We start from the raw sequence: 19,418 nt of genomic DNA on the forward strand, positions 1-19,418 counted from the left end.
AGGCATGCACCGATGCGGGTCATCGGCCCAGGAAGGGCCGAGGCGGGGGGATCAGGACGGGACGATGAAGAAGGGCGAGCGAGGCGGGGAAGGACGGCTCAGGGCGTGAACGCCCCGGTTTGCACGTCGCCCTCGCGCAGATAGCGGTTGATCAGCACCCCGGTGGGCGTGGTCTTGGTCTCCGCCAGCCGGAACGCGGCGGGCCGGGTGGCGTCGTCGTACAGGCGCTTGCCCGCGCCCAGCAGTACCGGGTAGACCAGCAGGCGCAGTTCGTCGACGAGGTCCGTGGCCAGCAACTGGCGCATCAGGTCGCTGCTGCCGATCACCAGCAGGTCGGGGCCGTCGGCTTGCTTGAGAGCGCGCACGGCGGCACCCGCATCGGCGCCCAGCGCGCGGCTGTGCTGCCACGAGAGGCTGGCCGGGTCGTGCGTGGCCACGTGTTTCTGCGCCTGGTTGAGCAGGTCGGCGATGCCCCGGTGCGGCGCGTCGGCCGCCACATGCGGCCAGTAGTTGGCAAAGATGTCGTAGGTGCGGCGGCCCAGCAGCAGCTCGAACGGGTTGGCCAGCGCGCCACCCATCACTTCGTCCGATTCGTGGTCATAGGGCACGGTCCAGCCGCCCAGCACAAAGCCGCTGCTGGTGTCCTCGTCCGGCCCACCGGGCGCCTGCACGACGCCGTCAAGGCTGATGAACACGGCATGGACGAGCTTTCTCATGGCAGGGCTCCAGGGTGGGTCGACAGCGGCAGCAGTGTGGTCCTCAGGCGGCGGGCGCCAGCGCGGCGGCGATGGCATCGAGCAGTTCCTGCAGCCGCAGCGGCTTGCCGCAGACGGCATCGAAGCCCGATTCGATGGCAGCGCGGCGGTCCTGCTGGCGCGTGAACGCGGTCAGCGCCACGGCCGGCGCGCGTTGCAGGCCCTCCACCGTTTCCCGCACACGGATTTCTCGGATCAGGTCGTTGCCGTCGCGGCCGGGCAGTCCGATATCGCTGATGATCAGGTCCGGCGCGCCTTGCGCCACTGCGTCCAGCGCTTCGTCGCTATCGCGGGCCGTGCGCACGCGCGCGCCGTAATCCACCAGGATGGCGGCCAGCGCCGCCGCCGCATCGGCGTCGTCTTCCACCACCAGCACGTCCAGCGCCGTCAGCGGCACCGTCTGCTGCGGCACCGGCACGTCCTCGCGCGGCGCGCTGACTTCGGGGGCGCCCGGTTCCGCCAGCGGAATCAGCACTTCGAACGTGGCGCCCTGGCCCGCGCCGGCGCTGAACGCCTGCACCGTGCCGCCGTGCATCTCGGCCAGGTTCTTGACGATGGCCAGCCCCAGGCCCAGGCCGCCGTGCTTGCGGCGGTTGGTGTCTTCGCTCTGCGTGAAGCGGTCGAACAGCATCGGCAGGAAGTCCGCCGGAATGCCGCGCCCGTTGTCGATCACGCGCACGCGCAGATGCTCGGTGTCCGAAGACAACACCACCTGCACCGTGCCGTCCTCGGGCGAGAACTTGATCGCGTTGGACACCAGGTTCCACACGATCTGCTGAAAGCGCGCGGCGTCGATCCAGACCGCGTCGGCGGTGCCCGGCGCCACGTGCAGCTCCAGCGTGACCTGGCGCTCGGCGGCCTGCGCTTGCATACTGTCCAGCGCGCCGCGCACCACCTCGGTCACGTTGGCGCGCTCGCGCTCCAGCTTCATCTTGCCGACGTTGAGCATCGACACATCGACCAGATCGGCCACCAGCCGCCGCTGAATCGCCACATTGCGTTCCACGGCGGCCAGCCCGCGCCGGCCTTCCTCGGAATCCACGTGGCGCGACAGCACGTGCGTCCACACCGAAATCACGTTCAGCGGGTTGCGCAGTTCGTGCGACAGGATCGCGATGAAGTCGTCCTTCATGCGGTTCAGCCGTTCCACGGCGGCACGCGCTGCCTGCTCGCGCTCGATCAGTTGCTGGCGCTGGCGTTCCAGGTTGACGTGGTCGGTGATGTTCGACACCACGGCCACCTTGACGCCGGTTTCCAGCACCGGCGAAATGCTCCACTCCAGGTGCATGGTCTCGCCGTAAGCGTCCTGCAGCGGGAACGTGCCCTGCCAGCCGTCCAACCGCGCCTGGCCCGTGGCCTCGTCGACGCGGTCGCGGCTGTCGGGCGGCGCGAACGCGGCCACCGGCTGGCCCAGCAGGTCGGCCTCGGCGCGCTTGAGCATCGTCAGCATGGCCGGATTCACGTCGACAAAGCGGCCGGCCAGGTCCAGCGTGCAGATGCCGCCGATGGCCTGGTGGTAGATGGCGCGGAAGCGGGCTTCGCTCTCGCGCATCGACCGCTCGGCCGCGCTGGCGCGCAGCAGCGACGCGATGGTGGCCACCAGCACGGCCGGTTCGGCCGGGTGGATCAGGTAGGCGCTGGCGCCGGCATCGAGCCCGCGCACCTTGTCGTAGTCGGCCACGTACGTGGCCGACAGATGCACCACGGGCACGGTGGCGGTTTCCGGGCGGCTGCGCAGCGCACGGCAGACCTGGAACCCGTCGATATCGGGCAGGTTGACGTCGAGCACCACGGCCGACACGCTGGTGTCTGCGCGCTGCAGCGCCTCCTGGCCGCTTTCGGCCTCGATCGTGCGATAGTCCGCGCCCCGCAGCACGCGCACGGTGGCGTAGCGCGTGACGGGGTTATCGTCCACCACCAGCACCAGCGGTGTTGCCGGGGCGGCGGTCGGCTGGAGGGCCGGGTCGAGTTCATCCGGCATGGTCGTCTCCAGAAGCGGATGGGCGGCGCGGCGCATCGGGCTGGGTGGTCGGCAGCGTGGTGGGCAGTGTCACGAAGAAGCGCGAACCCACGCCCACCTCGCTCTCGAAGCCCACGTGCCCGCCCAGTAGTTCGGCCAGCCGCTTGGACAGCGCCAGTCCCAGGCCCGAGCCCCGATAGCGGCGCTGCAGCGGCGAATCGATCTGCACGAAATCCTGGAACACCTCGCCGTGCGATTCGGGCGGGATGCCGATGCCGGTGTCGCGCACCGAGAACGTGATGGTGTCTTCCTTCTCGCAGGTCGCCGACACGCGCACCTCGCCGCTGGGCGTGAACTTCAGCGCGTTGGAGATGTAGTTGCGCAGGATCTGCGACACCTTGCGGTCGTCGCTGAACAGCTTCGGCACGCCGTGCGGTTCCTCGAAGGTCAGCGACACGTCGGGGTTGGTCAGCACCGGCTTGAACATGCCGCGCAGCGCGTCGAACAGCGCCACCATGTCGAACCAGGCCGGCGACACGTCCACGCGGCCTGCCTCCAGCCGGGCCAGGTCCAGCAGGTCGTTGACCATCTCGGCAAACTCGGCGGCCGTGTCGCGCACGAACTTCACCTGCTTTTCCTGTTCGGGCGTGAGCGGGCCGTCCACGCGGTCCATCAGCAGGCGCGTGATGCTCTGGATCGATACGATGGGCGTGCGGAACTCGTGGCTCATGTAGGCCAGGAAGCGGCTCTTGAGCTCGGTAGCCTGGCGCAACTGCTCGGCCTGCATGTCGAGCTCGGAGTACAGCGCCACCACGCCACGGTTGGTTTCCTCGATTTCCGCGCGCAGCGCTTCCACTTCCTGCGTGCGGGCATCGAGCGCGGCGCGCAGGGCGGAAAGGTCGTCGGGCAGGGGAGCGGGGGCGTTCATCTCAAATCTCCGCGCGGCGTATCACCACGACGGTGGCGTCGTCACGTCCGCGGCTGAATTTCCACAGGACGAAGGCGGCCACGATGGCCGGATCACGCTGCAGCACGGTGGCGTCGTCGAACCGCCAGCGCGACTGGATGCCGTCCGAGTGCAGTACCACCAGCGCATGCGGCGGCCATTCAACCTCCTGCTCCTGCACGCTGCGCATCTGCACGCCCACCGTGCCGCTCTGGCTGACCAGCGTGCGATCGGCGATGCCCGATATCACGCGGCCCAGGATATTGCCCGCACCGGCAAACCGGATGCGCTGGCTGCCGCCGTCGATGCGGTACGCGCCCACCGCCGCGCCGCGCGTGCCGCGCATCGCGCCATGGGCCCGCTCCAGGTAGCTGGCCGGGGCCGCGCCACGCTGGCCGTCGAACGCCGCCAGCGCCGCCGCGGCTGCGTCGGCTGCCTCGGGGCCGTGGCCCAGGCCGTCGGCCACCACCACGTCGGCGCGCAGGTCGTGCACGGCTACGTCCCAGCCGTCGCCGCTCACCGTTTCGCCCGGCGCGGCCAGGCATATGCCGCCCACGATAAAGCCGTTGACGGGACGGCGGGGCTTACCGGCCGTATCGCGTTCGCGGTAGAAGCGCGCCAGGATCAGGCTGCCTTCGCCGGCGCGCGTGTGCACGTCGAAGTCGTCGGCCAGCCGGCTCACGGCACCCAGGCCCTGGCCGGCGCTGCCGCCCGTGGAATAGCCGTCCTGCATGCACGCTTGCAGGTCCGCCATGCCGGGGCCGTCGTCGATCGACAGCAGTTCGATGGCCAGGCTGCCGTCCACCTCGCACGCGGCCAGCAGCAGGCGGCCGCCCCGGGCGTGGCGGATGAGGTTGTTGCCGAGTTCGTTGACGGCCACCGCCAGGCGGCCGGACTGGATGGCGTCGAAGCCGAAGCGCGCGGACATCTCGGCCGCGTGGCGCCGTGCCTCGCCCACGCGGCTGGGGTCGCCCATCGGCACCGCATGATGCGGCCCGAGGTTTCTACTTCCACCGAGTGATGCTGACACAGGTTCCCTCGCCAACTTGCGTGCGGATCGCGAATTCGTTGACCAGCCGGCGCGTGCCGGACAGGCCCATGCCCAGGCCGCTTCCGGTGGTCCAGCCATCGACCAGCGCCTGTTCCACGTCGGGAATGCCCGGCCCGTGGTCCTCGAAATGCAGCCGCAGGCCGCGCCGGACGCCATCGGACAGGATTTCCCAGCGCATTTCGCCGCCACCGCCGTACACCATCGTGTTGCGCGCCAGTTCGCTGGCCGCCGTAATCATCTTAGTCTGCTCCACCAGCGAGAACTTCAGCTGGGTGGTGAGCGTGCGTACCACGGCGCGCGCCTGCACGATGTCGCGCTCGTCGCGCACCGGTGCGCTGCCTTCGGGGGCCAGTTCGGTTGCCAAGTCAGGTCACCCGTGTGTTGTCCAGCAATGCCATGCCGCGCTCCACATTGAGCGCGGTCTTCACACCGCCCAGCGACAGCCCCAGCTCCACCAGCGTGATCGCCACGGCCGGGCGGATGCCCACCACCACCGTGGTGGCGCCCAGGATGCGGCTGATGTCGGAAATGCTGACCAGCATGCGGCCGATGAACGAATCGACCATCTCCAGCGCCGAGACGTCGATCAGCACGCCATGCGCGCCGGTTTTTTCCACCTTGGTGGCCAGGTCTTCCTGCAGTTGCAGGGCGGTCTGGTCCTGCATGTCGATCTGGATGGTGACCAGCAGGTACTTGCCCATCCGCAGAATTGGAATTCGCTCCATGGCTGGCTCGTGCGGGTCAGGTGGCGGCGCGCACAACCGTGTGGCCGGTCATGCGCATGGCGCTGGCCAGGGCGTCGGCCAGCGTGGACTTGGTGATGATGCCCTGCAGGTCGATGCCCAGGTGCACGATGGTCTGCGCGATCTGCGGGCGAATGCCGCTGATGATGCTCTCCGCACCCATCAGGCGGATGGCGGTGACGGTCTTCATCAGGTGCTGGGCCACCAGCGTGTCGACGGTGGGCACGCCCGTGATGTCGATGATCGCCAGCTCCGAGCCCGTTTCCACCAGCCGTTCGAGCAGCGTTTCCATGACCATCTGCGCGCGGCTGCTGTCCAGCGTGCCGATCACGGGCACGGCCAGCACCCCGTCCCACAGCTTGATCACCGGGGTGGAAAGCTCCAGCAGTTCATGCTGCTGGCGCACGATGATGTCCTCGCGCGTCTTCTGGTACGTGGAAACGGTCCACTGGGCCATGCGGTCGGCAATCGCGGAGATGGCCCAGATCACGTCGATCTGGCCTTCCACGACGCCGGTCTGGCGCTGCAGCGCGTCAAAGATCGGCCGCTTCAGCGCCAGGATGAAGCCGCTGGTCACGTCGGCGGTCTCGCCCTGGGCGGCGCGGTCGCGCGACAGACGCGCCAGCGTCTCGCGCAGCGCGGTCCATGGTCCGGCCGAGAAGTTGCCGGCGTCGCCATCGGCGCGCAGGCCGGCTTCCAGGCCGCGCAGGATGGCTTGCTGCTCGCTCGCCACGTTTTGTGTCAGGCCCCGGCCCTCGGCGTAGTTATGGTATTCCGCGGTCCAGCCCCGCAGGATGGCGTCCTGTTCGTCGCGCAGGAGATCGGCAAGTCGCTGGTTTTCGGTGCGCATGGGCAGTAGTTTTGATGGATTGGGTAGCCGGGCGCGGGACCGCGCTGGCGGGGCGCAACGAAATCATTCTAGGAGAGATTGATAGCTCACACTATCGGCCGGCGGCTGATTGACGGCAAAGCAAAAATCGGCATGGGGCACGGCGCGGCCGGCCGCACGCCTTATCGGTAACAAATCCGGCCACTGTGAGAATGCGCCGACAAGCGAACGGGAGCGTTCCGGCTGTCGTGGGCGGGGCACCGGGCCTAGGCTGCAAGCATCGGACGTGGCAAGGGAGCTTCCGTGGACTGGCTGGATGCGCTGCAATGGCCGGCGATGGTCGTGACGGTACTGGCAACCTGGCTGGTGGGTAGCGATGCGGCCCGCCGGCGCAAGTTCGGCTTCTGGCTGTTTCTGGCCAGCAACGCGATGTGGGTCGGCTGGGGCTGGTACACGGGCGGCTGGGCGCTGGTGGTGCTGCAGTTCGCGCTGGCGGCGCTCAATATTCGCGGGCAGGCCAAGGCCGACCGCGCGCAGCAGGGTGGCGACCCGGGCCAGGAACGCGCGCCGGGCTGACGCCGGGTAGATTCACTGGGATGGACTTTCATGGCATCGGACCTGATCGTGTCGACGCCGCAGGGCCTGTACTGCCCGCCCGGCGACTTCTATATCGACCCCTGGCGGCCGGTGGCGCGGGCCGTCATTACGCACGCCCATGCCGACCATGCGCGCTTTGGCCATGGCAGTTACCTGTGCGCCGAACCTGGCGGCGGCGTGCTGCTGGCGCGGCTGCCCGGCATCTCGCTGGAGACGCTGCCGTACGGCCAGCGCATTACCCACCACGGCGTCACGCTGAGCCTGCATCCGGCCGGGCACGTGCTGGGATCGGCCCAGGTGCGGCTGGAACATGGCGGCCAGGTCTGGGTGGCGTCGGGCGACTACAAGGTAGAGCCCGAGGGCACCTGCGCGCCATTCGAGCCGGTGCGCTGCGACACCTTCATCACCGAAAGCACGTTCGGCCTGCCGATCTACCGCTGGCCGCGCGAGGCCACGCTGATGGCCGAGATCTTCGACTGGTGGCAGGCCAACGCGGCGGCAGGGCGGGCCAGCGTGATGTACTGCTACGCGTTCGGCAAGGCCCAGCGCATCCTGAACGGGCTGATGCGGCATGCCGGCGCCGAACTGGCCATGCCCGGCCCGATCGTCGTACATGGGGCAATGACGGCGCTGAACCAGGCGTACGCGCAGGCCGGCGTGGCGCTGCCGCCCACGCTGACCACGGCGGACCTGCCCGCGCGCAGCCCGGCGCTGCGGCGCGCGCTGGTGGTGGCGCCGCCGTCGGCGCAGCGGTCCACGTGGCTGCGCCGCTTTGGCGATGCATCCGACGCGTTCGCCAGCGGCTGGATGCAACTGCGCGGCACGCGGCGCCGGCGCGGCGTCGATCGTGGCTTTGCGCTGTCGGACCACGCGGACTGGCCGGGCCTGCTGTCGGCCATCGCCGCCACGGGTGCCGGTCGCGTGATCGTCACCCATGGCAACGTGCCTGTGATGGTGCGCTACCTGTGCGAGCAGGGGCTGGACGCGCAGGGCTTTCGCACCGAATTTGGCGATGACGACGATGCGACCGGTGCCGCCGCCGATGGGCAGGCCCCCGCTGATACGCCAGAGGGCACCGCATGAAGGCGTTCGCGGACCTGTACAGCGAGCTGGACGGCACCACGTCCAGCAACGCCAAGCTGGCCGCGCTGGCGCGCTACTTCCGGGCCGCCGCGCCCGCCGATGCCGCCTGGGCGGTCTACTTCCTGTCGGGCGGCAAGCCGCGCCAGATCGTGCCCGTGGCCGCGCTGCGCGCGCTGGCGCAACGTGCGGCCGGGCTGCCCAAATGGCTGTTCGAGGAAAGCTACCAGGCCGTGGGCGACCTGGCCGAGACCATCGCACTGCTGCTGCCCGACGCCGAACACGTCGATACAGCCGGGCTGGCCGAATGGGTCGAGCAGCGCCTGCTGCCGCTGCGGCAACTGGCGCGCGGCCAGCCGCCCGAGACGGTGGCGGCGGCGCTCGACGCCTTATGGCCGCCGCTCGACGCACGCGGCCGGCTGGTGCTGTTCAAGCTGATCACGAGCAGTTTCCGCGTGGGGGTGTCGAAGCTGCTGGTGACGCGCGCGCTGGGCGAGGTGGCCGGCATCGACCCCAAGCGCGTGGCCGAGCGGCTGGTCGGCTATACCGATGTCTCCACGCCCCCGTCGGCTGCGCGCTTCCTGGCCCTGATCGCCCCCGATGACGGTGGCGAGGGGAGCGAAGGCGCCATGGCGGCGCGCGGCGGCCAGCCGTATCCGTTCTTCCTGGCCCATCCGCTCCAAATCCCGCTGGACGAGTTCGACGCCACGCTGGGCCCGCCGGGGCGCTGGCAGGTGGAATGGAAGTGGGACGGCATTCGCGCGCAAATGGTGCGGCGCGACGGACAGGCGTGGCTGTGGTCGCGCGGCGAGGAACTGATTACCGAGCGCTTTCCCGAACTGGCCGAAGTCGCGCAGCAACTGCCCGACGGCACCGTGCTCGACGGCGAGATCATCATCTGGATCGACGGCCGGGTGCAGCCGTTTGCGCTGCTGCAGCAACGGATTGGCCGCAAGACCTTGAACGCGAAGCTGCTGCGCGAGGCGCCGGCCATCCTGATGGCCTACGACCTGCTGGAATGGCAGGGCCAGGACTGGCGCGCCCGCCCGCAAGCCGAGCGCCGCGCGCAACTGGCGCGCGTGGTGGCCGACCACGTACATCCGGCGCTGGAACTGAGCCCTCTCGTCGAAGCCGGCGATTGGCCGCACTTTGCCCGGCTGCGCGACACCTCGCGTGCGCTCGGCGTGGAAGGCTTCATGCTCAAGGCGTGCGATGCGGCCTACGGCGCCGGCCGCACGCGCGACGTCGGCATCTGGTGGAAATGGAAGATCGACCCGTACACGGTGGATGCTGTGCTGGTCTACGCGCAGCGCGGCCACGGGCGCCGCGCCAGCCTCTATACCGATTTCAAGTTCGCGGTCTGGAACGCGCCGCCCGGCACGCCGGACCGGGCGCTGGTGCCGTTCGCCAAGGCGTATTCGGGGCTGACCGACGAAGAGATGCGCGCGGTGGATGCCATCGTGCGCCGCACCACGGTGGAGTCGTTCGGCCCGGTGCGCAGCGTCACGCCCACCCAGGTGTTCGAGCTGGGCTTCGAGGGCATTGCCCGCAGCGGGCGCCACAAGAGCGGCATCGCCGTACGGTTTCCGCGCATGCTGCGCTGGCGCACGGACAAGCCCGTGGAGGATGCCGACACGCTGGCCACGCTCGAAGCGATGCTGCAAGTCGTGCCGGCCCAGGATGCCGCATGAAGCGCGATGAACCGGCCATGGGCGCCGAAGACATCCCGTTCGTGCAAGCCCCGCCCGTGGCCGAAGCGCTGCCGGCGCTGTTCGCGGCGCTGCACTGGCAACCGTTCGATTTCCAGCGCGCGGTGTGGCAAGCCATCGCCGAGGGCAAGAGCGGGTTGCTGCACGCCACCACCGGCACCGGCAAGACCTATGCGGCGTGGCTGGGCGCGTTGCTGGCGCTGGCCGAACCGCCCAGGCGCGCGGGCACGCCGCCACCACCGTTGACCGTGCTGTGGCTCACGCCGATGCGCGCGTTGGCCGCCGATACCACGCGCGCACTGCAGGCGCCGCTGGCCGAACTGGGGCTGGACTGGGCCGTGGCGCTGCGCACGGGCGACACGGGCAGCAGCGAGCGCGCGGCGCAGGCGCGGCGGCTGCCCACGGCGCTGGTCACCACGCCTGAAAGCCTGTCGCTGCTGCTGACCCGCGCCGATGCGCGCGAGGCGCTGGGCCGCGTGCGGCTGGTGGTGGTCGACGAATGGCACGAACTGATCGGCAGCAAGCGCGGCGTGCAGGTGCAACTGGCGCTGGCGCGGCTGCACCAATGGCAGCCCGACCTGTGCGTGTGGGGCCTGTCGGCCACGCTGGGCAACCTGGACCATGCGCGCGATGTGCTGCTGGCCGGCGTGCCCGACGACCGCCGCGTGCTGGTGCACGGCCATACGCCCAAGACGCTGATCGTCGATACGCTGCTGCCGGATACCGCCGGCCGTTTCCCGTGGGCCGGCCACCTGGGCCTGTCGATGCTGCCGCACGTGTTGCGCGAACTGGACGCCAGCAGCACCACGCTGGTATTCCTGAACACGCGCTCGCAGGCCGAGATCTGGTATCAGGCCATGCTCGATGCCCGTCCGGACTGGGCCGGGCAGATCGCACTGCACCATGGCTCGCTGGACCGCGCCGTGCGCGAATGGGTGGAGCTGAACCTCAAGAACGGCGCATTGCGCGCGGTGGTCTGCACGTCGAGCCTGGACCTGGGCGTGGACTTCCTGCCCGTGGAGCGCGTGCTGCAGATCGGCTCGCCCAAGGGCGTGGCGCGGCTGCTGCAGCGGGCCGGGCGCTCGGGCCATGCGCCGGGCCGGGCGTCGCGCGTGACCGTGGTGCCTACGCACAGCCTGGAACTGGTGGAGTCGGTGGCGGCGCGGCTGGCCATCGAGGCGGGCAACATCGAGGCCCGCGAATCGCCTGACAAGCCGCTCGACGTGCTGGTGCAGCATCTGGTGACCGTGGCGCTGGGCGGCGGCTTCCAGTCCGACGACCTGCTGTGCGAGGTGCGTCAGACCTGGGCGTATCGCAGCCTGAGTGACGACGAGTGGCGCTGGTGCCTGGATTTCGTGCGGCAGGGTGGGCCGACGCTGACCGCGTATCCCGACTACCGCCGCGCGATGCCCGACGCGGACGGCATCTGGCGCGTGCCCGATGCCCGGCTGGCGCGGCGCCATCGCATGAGCGTGGGCACCATCGTCAGCGATGCGTCGATGCAGGTGCGGTTCTGGACGCGGGCCGGCGGCGGCGCGTCGCTGGGCACCGTGGAGGAAGGCTTTATCGCGCGACTCGCGCCGGGCGACTGCTTCCTGTTCGGCGGACGGCTGTTGGAACTGGTGCGCGTGCAGGAGATGACGGCCTACGTGCGCCGCGCCACCGGCAAGCGCCCGTCCGTGCCGCGCTGGAACGGCGGCAAGATGCCGCTTTCCACCGAACTGGCCGAAGCCGTGGTGGCCACGCTCGACGCGGTGCGGGCCGGGCGGCTGGACCCAGCCACCACGCCCGAACTGCCGCTGATCGCGCCGATCGTCGAACTGCAGGCGCGCTGGTCGGCGCTGCCTTCGCCCGACACGCTGCTGGCCGAAAGCCTGCACTCGCGCGAAGGCTGGCACCTGTTCCTGTACCCGTTCGCGGGCCGCTCGGTGCATCTGGGGCTGGGCAGCCTGCTGGCATGGCGGCTGGGCCAGAAGGTGCCGGCCACGTTCTCGGTGGCCGTGAACGACTACGGGCTGGAGCTGCTGGCGTCGGGGCCGGTGGACTGGGGCCGATGGCTGCCCGAGGTGCTGGCCGAGGAACGCCAGCGCGACCTGGCCGCCGGCGTGCTGGGCAGCCTGAACGCGGGCGAACTGTCGCTGCGCCGCTTCCGCGAGATCGCACGGGTGGCGGGGCTGATCTTCCAGGGCTACCCCGGCGCGCATCACAGCGCGCGGCAACTGCAGGCATCGTCGAGCCTGTTCTACGAGGTGTTCCGCAAGCACGACCCCGGCAACCTGCTGCTGGGCCAGGCCGAGCGCGAGGTGCTGATGCAGGAACTGGACGCGCACCGGCTGGCCGACACGCTCGCACGGCTGGCCCGGCTGCGGCTGGATCTGCGTGAACTGCGCCGGCCGTCGCCGCTGTCGTTCCCGCTGATTGTGGAGTTCCTGCGCGAAAAGCTCAGCACCGAGAATCTGGCCGACCGCATCGCGCGGATGCTGGCCGAACTGGAGCAGGCGGCGGCGCGGCCCGGCGATTCTGGCGAGGGCGGCAAGGGGAGTGGCAAATATAGTGGGCCAATGCACGACACGCCGCTCGGCGTCGACGCGGCGCGCGTGGCCGAACTGGCGCGCTTTGGCATGGCCGATCACGCGGGACCGGCGGGGCCGCGCAAGCCCAGGCGTCCGCGCAAGCCATCCAAGCCGCTGCCGCCACTATGACCATGACGATGACGGCTACCGACGTCGGCGCCCAGGTGGTGGACGTGGCTGGCGAGACACTCTGGCTGCTGCCCGAGCACGCGGTCTGGTGGCCGCGCGCCGCCATGCTGCTGGTGGCCGATGTGCATCTGGGCAAGGCCGCGACGTTCCGCGCGCTGGGCCAGCCCGTGCCGCACGGCACCACGGCAGCCAACCTGGCGCGCCTGCTGGACTTGGCACGCCGCTTTCCGGCAAGGGAACTGGTGGTGCTGGGCGATTTCCTGCATGCGCGGGCCGCGCGCACGGCGGCCGTGCTGCTGGCACTGCACGACTGGCGCCGCGCCATGCCCGCACGCGTGCACTGCACGCTGGTGCGCGGCAACCACGACACCCATGCTGGCGATCCGCCGCCCGAGCTGGGCATTGCCGTGGAGACCGATCCGTTCGTGGTGCCGCCGTTCGCGCTGTGCCATGAGCCGGGCGCGCGGGCGGAAGGCTATGCGCTGGCGGGCCATCTGCACCCGGCCTGCGTGCTGCGCGGCCGAGGAGCCGACGCGCTGCGGCTACCGTGTTTCGTGGTGGGCCAGCAGGGCATGATCCTGCCGGCGTTCGGCGTCTTTACCGGGCACGCCACGGTACGCGCGGGGGAGGGCGAGGCGATCTACGTGGTTGGCGACGGCCGGGTGTGGGCATTGCCGGCGGGCGGACGGAATGCGGGGTGAGGTGGCGGGGTGACGTTATTCGCCGCCAATCACCTTCAGCAGCGTTTCCAGTTCCACGGGCTTGACCAGATGCACGTCGAAGCCTGCGGCAGCGGTTTCCGCGCGGTCGGACGCCTGGCCGAAGCCGGTCAGCGCCACGTATCGGGTACCCGACAGCGCCGGCATGCCGCGCAGCGTGTGGATCACGGCAAAGCCGTCCATGCCGGGCATGGCCAGGTCGATCAGCGCCACGTCGGGGCGCACGCGCGCAGCGGCGTGGATGGCTTCCATGCCGTCGTAGGCGGTGGTCACCTCGTGGCCCGACATCTCCAGCAGGATCGACATGCTGTCGGCCGCATCGCGGTTGTCGTCCACCAGCAGCACGCGCCGGCGGCGGCGGCTACCGGTGGCGCCGCCATCGGCGCTACTGGGTGCGTCGGCCGACGCCGCCAGCGGTAGCTGCACCGTGAACGTGGCGCCCAGGCCCGGCCCCGCGCTGGCGGCGGTGATGGAGCCGCCGTGCATTTCCACCAGCGACCGGCACAGCGACAGGCCGATGCCCAGGCCGCCCTGCGCGGTGCTGCCGGGCCGGTCTTCCTGCACGAACAGGTTGAAGATCGACTCCACCGCCTCGTGCGAGATGCCGCGGCCATGATCGATGACCTGGATGACCAGCGTCCGGTGGCGCGTGGACGCCGAGATGGCAATCTGCGCGCCCGGCGACGAGAACTTCGACGCATTGAGCAGCAGGTTTTGCATGACCTGGCTTAGCCGCGTGCGGTCGGCGAACAGCGGCATCTGCACGTCGTCGGTGGTCACGGTCACCGTCTGCGCCTTGGCGGTCAGCGCCGGATCGGCGGCCTCGATGCCCAGCGCGATCACGTCGCGTGCGTCCAGCGGCTCCGGCCGCAGCTCGATCTTGCCGGCCGCGATGCGGCCCACGTCGAGCAGGTCGTCCACCAGCCGGGTCAGGTGCGACATCTGGCGCTCCACCAGGCCGACGCTCTTGCGCATGGCGCCGGGGTCGTCCGGACGCATCTGCATCACGGTCAGCGCGTTGCGGATGGGCGCCAGCGGGTTGCGCAGTTCATGCGAAAGCGTTGCCAGGAATTCGTTCATGCGCCGTTCCGATTGCTCCAGTTCTTCCAGCCGCTTGCGCTCGCTCATGTCGCGCGTGACCTTGGCAAAGCCGCGCAGCTCGCGCTTTGCATCGTAGACGGCCGTGATGGTGACGTTGGCCCAGAACAGCGAGCCATCCTTGCGTACGCGCCAGCCTTCGTCCTCCACGCGCCCCTGCTCGCGGGCGATCATCAGTTCGCGCGCGGGCTTGTTGGCCGCCACGTCATCGGGTGGGTAGAACACCGAGAAGTGCTTGCCCAGGATTTCGTCGCGGCGGTAGCCCTTGATGTACGACGCCCCGGCGTTCCAGCTCATGACGTGGCCCTCGGGGTCGAGCATGAAGATGGCGTAGTCCTTGACGCTGTCCACCAGCAGGCGGAAGGTTTCCTCGCTCTGGCGCAGCGCCTCGGCGGTGCGGCGCTGCTCGGTCATGTCGCGCGTGACCTTGCCGAAGCCGATCAGCTTGCCGTCGGGGTCGCGCAGCGCGGTAATGACCACGTTGGCCCAGAACTGGGTGCCGTCCTTGCGCACCCGCCAGCCTTCGTCCTCGAAGCGGCCCAGCCGCGCGGCACTATCCAGTTCCGACTCGGGCCACTTGCGGGCCTTGGCTTCCTCGGTATAGAACCGCGAGAAATGCTGGCCCAGGATTTCCTCGCGCCGCCAGCCCTTGATGCGGGCGGCGCCGGCGTTCCAGCTCATGACGTGCCCGGTGGCATCGAGCGAAAAGATGGCGTAGTCGCTGATCGTTTCGACCAGCGTACGGTACGAAGCATCTTCGTCGGAGACGCGGTGCGGGGTGGGCGCACGGGCGGTGCGGGACATGATTGGGGGGAACTGGCATGCCTCAGTGAAGGTTGCCTGAGAGGATAACCCGATTGGGCGCGGCGTCGGCAAGTGTGTTGCAAATCCGGCATCCAGGCCCTTCGAATACCGGCCGAATTCACCCGATCGGAGGACGCCGGCACCGCGTGCCAGTCGGATAAAAGCTGACAGACCGGGCGCTGCCATTGGGTTAGACTCGCGAGATTGCCTGCCCGATATCCCGACACGCCATCCAGGCGGCGGGGATCGGATGCCGGATCCAGGGAGACGCCCCGCATGTATGCAGAGTCAGCGCTAGACCGCCGTACCTCAGATCTCCCCGGCGAGCCCGCCGCGACGGGCGCCACCGGCGCCGTGCCGTTGCCCGATGCCCCGGCCCGTGACCTGCGGCGCGTGCCCATCCATCCCGATCACTGGTACCCCGTGGCCTGGTCGCGTGAAGTCAAGGCTGGCCGCGCCCATGGCGTGCGGTTTGCCGGCGATCCGATCGTGCTGGTGCGCACCGCCACCGGCAAGATCTTCGCGCTTGAAGACCGCTGCGCGCACCGCCAGGTGCCGCTGCATGCGGGCGTGGTGGAAGGCGAATCGATCCGCTGCTGCTACCACGGCTGGACGTACGACTGCTCGGGCCGCTGCATCGACGTGCCTTACCTGGGCAAGGAACGGCTGCCCAACGGCGTGCGCGCCTATCCGTGCCAGGAACGCGCCGGACTGATCTTCGTGTTTCCCGGAGACCCCGGGCTGGCCGAGCAGAAGCCGCTGCCGGCCTTTGCTTCCGTATCCGACCCCAAGTACAAGACGCGTCGCCTGGGCCGCGAGGTTAAGTGCCACTATTCGTTCATGCACGAGAACCTGATGGACATGAACCATCAGTTCCTGCATCGCAAGCAGATGGGCATGATGCGGGCGCGGTCGCTGGGCCGTCGCCGTGGCGAGGGCTTTGTCGAGGTGGACTATGTGTTCGAGCGCGAGGGCGGCAAGCAGCCCGTGGGCGAGGCGCTGGTGTTCGGCAAGGACGGCGGCCAGAACAACAAGGACGTGATGACGGTGCGCACCGGCTATCCGTACCAGACGCTGCAGATCGTCTCCGGCTCGGGCACGCTGGTGATGGACCTGTGGATTGCCTACGTGCCGCTGGACGCCGCGCAGCGCACCAACCGCACGTTCGGCACGCTGTCGATCCGGCGTCCGGGCGTGCCGTTCGCGCTGGATATCGCGTGGCCGCTGCTGGTCTGGTTCACCGAGCGCATCTTCAAGGAAGACCGCGAGATCGTGGAAATGGAGCAGGCCGCCCACGACCAGCAGGGCGAGGACTGGAATCACGAGGTGTTCCCGGTGATCAAGGAACTGCGCAACCTGCTGCGCGAATGCGGCGCGCGCACCGTGATCCCGATCCAGCCCATCCCGGCCGGTCAGCCGTAACTCACTGCGCCGACCGGGCCGTAGCCTGACTCAGGCGCGCGCCTGGGTCAGCGTCGGGTAGTCGGTGTAGCCCTGCGCGGGCGCGCCGGGGCTGCCGTACAGCGTGGCCGGGTCTACCGCGTTCAGTTCGGCCCGCTGTTGCAGGCGTTCTACCAGATCCGGATTGGCGATGAACGCGCGGCCGAACGCCACCGCGTCGGCGGCGCCGGTATCCAGCACGGCTTGTGCGGCATCCTGGTCGAACCCGTCATTGGCGATGATCGCGCCACCAAAACCCTTCTTGAGCTGCGGCAGCAGCGCGCCTTCTCCCTGCGTTTCCCGTACGAACAGGAAGCCGATACCGCGCTTGCCCAGCGCCTCGGCCACATAGCCGAAGGTCTGCGCCGGCTGGCTGTCGGCCATCGAATGGCTGGGCGAACGCGGGGCCAGGTGCACGCCCACGCGGTTCGGGCTCCAGACGGCCGTCACCGCATCGGCCACTTCCAGCAGGATGCGCGCACGGTTCTCGATGGTGCCGCCGTAGGCGTCGGTGCGGGTGTTGCTGCCGTCCTGCAGGAACTGGTCGAGCAGGTAGCCGTTGGCCGCATGGATCGTCACGCCATCGAAACCGGCCGCCTTGGCATTGGCGGCGGCGCGGCCGAAATCGGCCACCACCTGGGCGATTTCTTCAACGGTCAGCGCGCGCGGCACCACGAACGGGCGCTGCGGGCGCAGCAGGCTGACGTTGCCGCCGGCCGCGATGGCGCTCGGTGCCACGGGCGTGCGGCCGTCGAGCAGGCTCGGGTCCGAAATGCGGCCCACATGCCACAACTGCGCCACGATGCGGCCGCCAGCGCGATGCACGGCTTCGGTCACCTGCTTCCAGCCCGCCACCTGTTCGTCGGCCCACAGGCCCGGCACGTTCGGGTAACCCACGCCTTCGGGCGACACGGGCACGCCTTCGGAAATCAGCAGGCCGGCGCTGGCGCGTTGCGCGTAGTACTCGGCCATCAGTGCATTGGGAACGTGGACCGGATCGGCCGCGCGCAGCCGCGTGAGCGGCGCCATCACGATACGGTTGGGCAGGTGCAGGTCACCAATGTGGAGCGGATCGAACAGGGTAGTCATATGGATATGCGTGCTGGCTATAAGCTATCAAAATGAAAGTATCGAAAGAATAGCAGCGCGCGGTATGATCGCTATCGTCGTTTTTGTACATGTCCATTGTTTGGGCTGGAACAATCGCGGGAGGGGCACGATGCATGTCACGCAAGCTGCGCCCGGCTGGCTGGGCCGGCCCCTGATGACGCTGTTGGCACCCTGGCTGGCGTCGCTGTTTGCACTGCTGTTGACGGCCTGCGCGGGCCTGCCGCAGCGGCCCGAACTACCGCCCGAGATGGCGCTGCAGGACACCACCGACACGGCCCTGGCGCGCGGGCTGGCGCCGAAGCTGGCGGCCCATCCGGGGCAATCGGCCTTCTATCCGCTGCTGTCCGGTACCGACGCACTGGCGATGCGGATCGCGCTGGCGCGCACCGCGCAGCGCAGCCTCGACATCCAGTACTACATCTTTGACGCCGACGGTACGGGCCTGACGCTGATGGCCGAGATCATGGCCGCGGCCGACCGGGGCGTGCGCGTGCGGGTGCTGCTCGACGATATCCATCTGGCCGGGCAGGACCAGGCGCTGTCCGCCGTGGATGCCCATCCGAATGTGGAAGTGCGGGTGTTCAACCCGTTCGCCAGCCGCAAGATGCGGTTGTTCGAATACGTGACCGACTTCCGGCGCATCGACCGGCGCATGCACAACAAGTCGATGACGGCCGACAACCAGCTCACCATCGTGGGCGGCCGCAATATCGGCGACCAGTACTACGGCGCCGCCGACACCGATTTCACCGACCTCGACCTGCTGGCCGCCGGCCCCGTGGTGCCGCAGGTATCGGCCGTATTCGACGATTTCTGGAACAGCCAGGCCGTGTACCCGCTATCGGTACTGGCCAAGCCGCTCAGTGGCGACGAGGCTGCCAAGCAGCAGCAGACGCTGCGCACTTACCTGGACGAGCACGCCGTGGCCATGCGCGCCACGCCCTACGGCAAATCGGTGCTGGAGACCGGCATCGTCCAGTTGCTGCGCGAGAACAAGCTGCCCGAGTACTGGGGCCAGGCCACCGTGATCGCCGACCGCGCGGCCAAGGTCCTGCATCCGCCCGACGACGATTCCACGCACGCCATCCCCAAGCTTGTGAAGGTCCTGGAAGGTGCCCAGCACGACCTGACGCTGATCTCGCCATACTTCGTGCCGCCCGACTCCGCGATGACATGGCTGGTCGACATGCAGAAGCGCGGCGTGCAGGTGCGCATCCTGACCAATTCCTACGGCGCCACCGATGTGTCCGCTGTCCACGCCGGCTATGCGCCCAGGCGCAAGGCCTTGCTTCAGGCTGGCGTCATCCTCTACGAACTGAAACCGACCGCCTATGCGGAACTGGTGAAGCAGAAGAAGCGCCATGGCCCCGGCGGCAGCAGCCGCGCGAGCCTGCACGCCAAGACCTATATGGTCGACCGTCACGAGCTGTTTATCGGATCACTGAACCTTGACCCGCGCTCGGCGCGTCTGAATACGGAGATGGGCATCGTGGTCGACAGCCAGGCGCTGTGCGCCATGCTGGGGCAGGGCGTGGACGACGCGCTGCTGGACGCGGCCTACCAGGTGGTGCTGGCCGACGACGGCGAGTCGTTGCAATGGGTGACGCGCGAGGATGGGGTGCTGCGGACGTACACCAGCGAACCAGATATGAACGCCTGGGACAAGTTCAAGCAGGGGGTGTTGAGGGTGTTGCCGGTGGAGGAGGAGCTTTAATCAGGGCTTTGTTTGGCTCCCCTCTCCCACGAGTGGTGTACGTACCGGGGACATGGGTAACGGGTGTTCGGATACATAGGTAACACGTGATCTACGCGCATCAGGGTGCGCGTAGATCGATTTCTCCGATCTCGAAGCGGCTGAACCAGACCGCGAAGCAG

General features: G+C 69.0%; 16 protein-coding genes. 7 read left to right on the forward strand and 9 right to left on the reverse strand.

Annotated elements, in window-relative coordinates:
* Positions 1-98: 98 nt before the first annotated feature.
* Genes MFF62_RS27925 through MFF62_RS27955 form a run of 7 tightly spaced genes read right to left on the reverse strand, consistent with a single transcriptional unit; the run spans position 99 to position 6,305 of the window.
* Complete coding sequence (locus MFF62_RS27925; RefSeq protein WP_238266640.1) at positions 99-716, reverse strand: dihydrofolate reductase family protein; 618 nt, start codon at positions 714-716, stop codon at positions 99-101.
* A 43-nt stretch (positions 717-759) separates the two neighbouring features.
* Entirely contained in the window at positions 760-2,736 is a 1,977-nt protein-coding gene (locus tag MFF62_RS27930; protein ID WP_238266647.1) for a hybrid sensor histidine kinase/response regulator, read from the reverse strand.
* Entirely contained in the window at positions 2,726-3,643 is a 918-nt protein-coding gene (locus tag MFF62_RS27935) for an ATP-binding protein (RefSeq protein WP_238266652.1), read from the reverse strand. Before MFF62_RS27935 ends, MFF62_RS27930 begins: the two co-directional genes overlap by 11 nt.
* A gap of 1 nt (position 3,644) precedes the next feature.
* The gene (locus MFF62_RS27940; RefSeq protein WP_238266656.1) at positions 3,645-4,637 is read right to left on the reverse strand and encodes an ATP-binding SpoIIE family protein phosphatase; all 993 of its coding nucleotides are present in this window, start codon (positions 4,635-4,637) and stop codon (positions 3,645-3,647) included.
* A gap of 28 nt (positions 4,638-4,665) precedes the next feature.
* Positions 4,666-5,076, reverse strand: coding sequence for an anti-sigma regulatory factor (locus MFF62_RS27945; protein ID WP_238266658.1), 411 nt, complete (start codon positions 5,074-5,076; stop codon positions 4,666-4,668).
* 1 nt (position 5,077) lies between these two features.
* Positions 5,078-5,437: an STAS domain-containing protein gene (locus MFF62_RS27950; RefSeq protein WP_238266661.1), complete on the reverse strand. Its 360-nt coding sequence runs from the start codon at positions 5,435-5,437 to the stop codon at positions 5,078-5,080.
* A 16-nt stretch (positions 5,438-5,453) separates the two neighbouring features.
* Positions 5,454-6,305, reverse strand: a complete 852-nt coding sequence (locus MFF62_RS27955; RefSeq protein ID WP_238266663.1) for an STAS domain-containing protein — start codon at positions 6,303-6,305, stop codon at positions 5,454-5,456.
* 282 nt (positions 6,306-6,587) lie between these two features.
* On the opposite strand from MFF62_RS27955, the gene MFF62_RS27960 reads away from it, so the two are divergent.
* The 5 genes from MFF62_RS27960 to pdeM are packed head-to-tail and all read left to right on the forward strand — an operon-like array spanning position 6,588 to position 13,073.
* Positions 6,588-6,860, forward strand: a complete 273-nt coding sequence (locus tag MFF62_RS27960; protein ID WP_238266665.1) for a hypothetical protein — start codon at positions 6,588-6,590, stop codon at positions 6,858-6,860.
* A gap of 30 nt (positions 6,861-6,890) precedes the next feature.
* Entirely contained in the window at positions 6,891-7,964 is a 1,074-nt protein-coding gene (locus tag MFF62_RS27965; protein ID WP_238266667.1) for a ligase-associated DNA damage response exonuclease, read from the forward strand.
* A complete protein-coding gene (locus MFF62_RS27970) occupies positions 7,961-9,652 on the forward strand; it encodes an ATP-dependent DNA ligase (protein WP_238266668.1) in 1,692 nt (563 codons plus the stop codon). Before MFF62_RS27965 ends, MFF62_RS27970 begins: the two co-directional genes overlap by 4 nt.
* 17 nt (positions 9,653-9,669) lie before the next feature.
* Positions 9,670-12,372, forward strand: coding sequence for a ligase-associated DNA damage response DEXH box helicase (locus MFF62_RS27975; protein WP_238266689.1), 2,703 nt, complete (start codon positions 9,670-9,672; stop codon positions 12,370-12,372).
* 8 nt (positions 12,373-12,380) lie between these two features.
* The gene (pdeM, locus tag MFF62_RS27980) at positions 12,381-13,073 is read left to right on the forward strand and encodes a ligase-associated DNA damage response endonuclease PdeM (protein ID WP_238266671.1); all 693 of its coding nucleotides are present in this window, start codon (positions 12,381-12,383) and stop codon (positions 13,071-13,073) included.
* A 15-nt stretch (positions 13,074-13,088) separates the two neighbouring features.
* On the opposite strand, the gene MFF62_RS27985 is transcribed toward pdeM, so the two are convergent.
* Complete coding sequence (locus MFF62_RS27985; protein WP_238266673.1) at positions 13,089-14,993, reverse strand: PAS domain-containing hybrid sensor histidine kinase/response regulator; 1,905 nt, start codon at positions 14,991-14,993, stop codon at positions 13,089-13,091.
* A 276-nt stretch (positions 14,994-15,269) separates the two neighbouring features.
* On the opposite strand from MFF62_RS27985, the gene MFF62_RS27990 reads away from it, so the two are divergent.
* Positions 15,270-16,415 (forward strand): aromatic ring-hydroxylating oxygenase subunit alpha, encoded by a 1,146-nt coding sequence (locus tag MFF62_RS27990; RefSeq protein ID WP_238266675.1) that lies wholly within the window; start codon positions 15,270-15,272, stop codon positions 16,413-16,415.
* Positions 16,416-16,445: 30 nt separating this feature from the next.
* Here MFF62_RS27990 and MFF62_RS27995 read toward each other — a convergent pair whose 3' ends face one another.
* Positions 16,446-17,522, reverse strand: a complete 1,077-nt coding sequence (locus MFF62_RS27995) for an alkene reductase (protein WP_238266677.1) — start codon at positions 17,520-17,522, stop codon at positions 16,446-16,448.
* Positions 17,523-17,652: 130 nt separating this feature from the next.
* On the opposite strand from MFF62_RS27995, the gene MFF62_RS28000 reads away from it, so the two are divergent.
* Positions 17,653-19,257, forward strand: coding sequence for a phospholipase D family protein (locus tag MFF62_RS28000; RefSeq protein WP_309295922.1), 1,605 nt, complete (start codon positions 17,653-17,655; stop codon positions 19,255-19,257).
* Positions 19,258-19,418 lie beyond the last annotated feature (161 nt).

The organism is Cupriavidus pauculus, assembly GCF_022179805.1.
Lineage (GTDB): Bacteria > Pseudomonadota > Gammaproteobacteria > Burkholderiales > Burkholderiaceae > Cupriavidus > Cupriavidus pauculus_E.

Coding starts and splice junctions, on each gene's coding strand:
- MFF62_RS27950 (WP_238266661.1), bottom strand. CDS start 5,437: ATGGAGCGAATTCCAATTCTGCGGATGGGCAAGTACCTGCTGGTCACC.
- MFF62_RS27930 (WP_238266647.1), bottom strand. CDS start 2,736: ATGCCGGATGAACTCGACCCGGCCCTCCAGCCGACCGCCGCCCCGGCA.
- pdeM (WP_238266671.1), top strand. CDS start 12,381: ATGACGGCTACCGACGTCGGCGCCCAGGTGGTGGACGTGGCTGGCGAG.
- MFF62_RS28000 (WP_309295922.1), top strand. CDS start 17,653: ATGCATGTCACGCAAGCTGCGCCCGGCTGGCTGGGCCGGCCCCTGATG.
- MFF62_RS27995 (WP_238266677.1), bottom strand. CDS start 17,522: ATGACTACCCTGTTCGATCCGCTCCACATTGGTGACCTGCACCTGCCC.
- MFF62_RS27955 (WP_238266663.1), bottom strand. CDS start 6,305: ATGCGCACCGAAAACCAGCGACTTGCCGATCTCCTGCGCGACGAACAG.
- MFF62_RS27965 (WP_238266667.1), top strand. CDS start 6,891: ATGGCATCGGACCTGATCGTGTCGACGCCGCAGGGCCTGTACTGCCCG.
- MFF62_RS27970 (WP_238266668.1), top strand. CDS start 7,961: ATGAAGGCGTTCGCGGACCTGTACAGCGAGCTGGACGGCACCACGTCC.
- MFF62_RS27975 (WP_238266689.1), top strand. CDS start 9,670: ATGGGCGCCGAAGACATCCCGTTCGTGCAAGCCCCGCCCGTGGCCGAA.
- MFF62_RS27935 (WP_238266652.1), bottom strand. CDS start 3,643: ATGAACGCCCCCGCTCCCCTGCCCGACGACCTTTCCGCCCTGCGCGCC.
- MFF62_RS27990 (WP_238266675.1), top strand. CDS start 15,270: ATGTATGCAGAGTCAGCGCTAGACCGCCGTACCTCAGATCTCCCCGGC.
- MFF62_RS27985 (WP_238266673.1), bottom strand. CDS start 14,993: ATGTCCCGCACCGCCCGTGCGCCCACCCCGCACCGCGTCTCCGACGAA.
- MFF62_RS27925 (WP_238266640.1), bottom strand. CDS start 716: ATGAGAAAGCTCGTCCATGCCGTGTTCATCAGCCTTGACGGCGTCGTG.
- MFF62_RS27940 (WP_238266656.1), bottom strand. CDS start 4,637: ATGGGCGACCCCAGCCGCGTGGGCGAGGCACGGCGCCACGCGGCCGAG.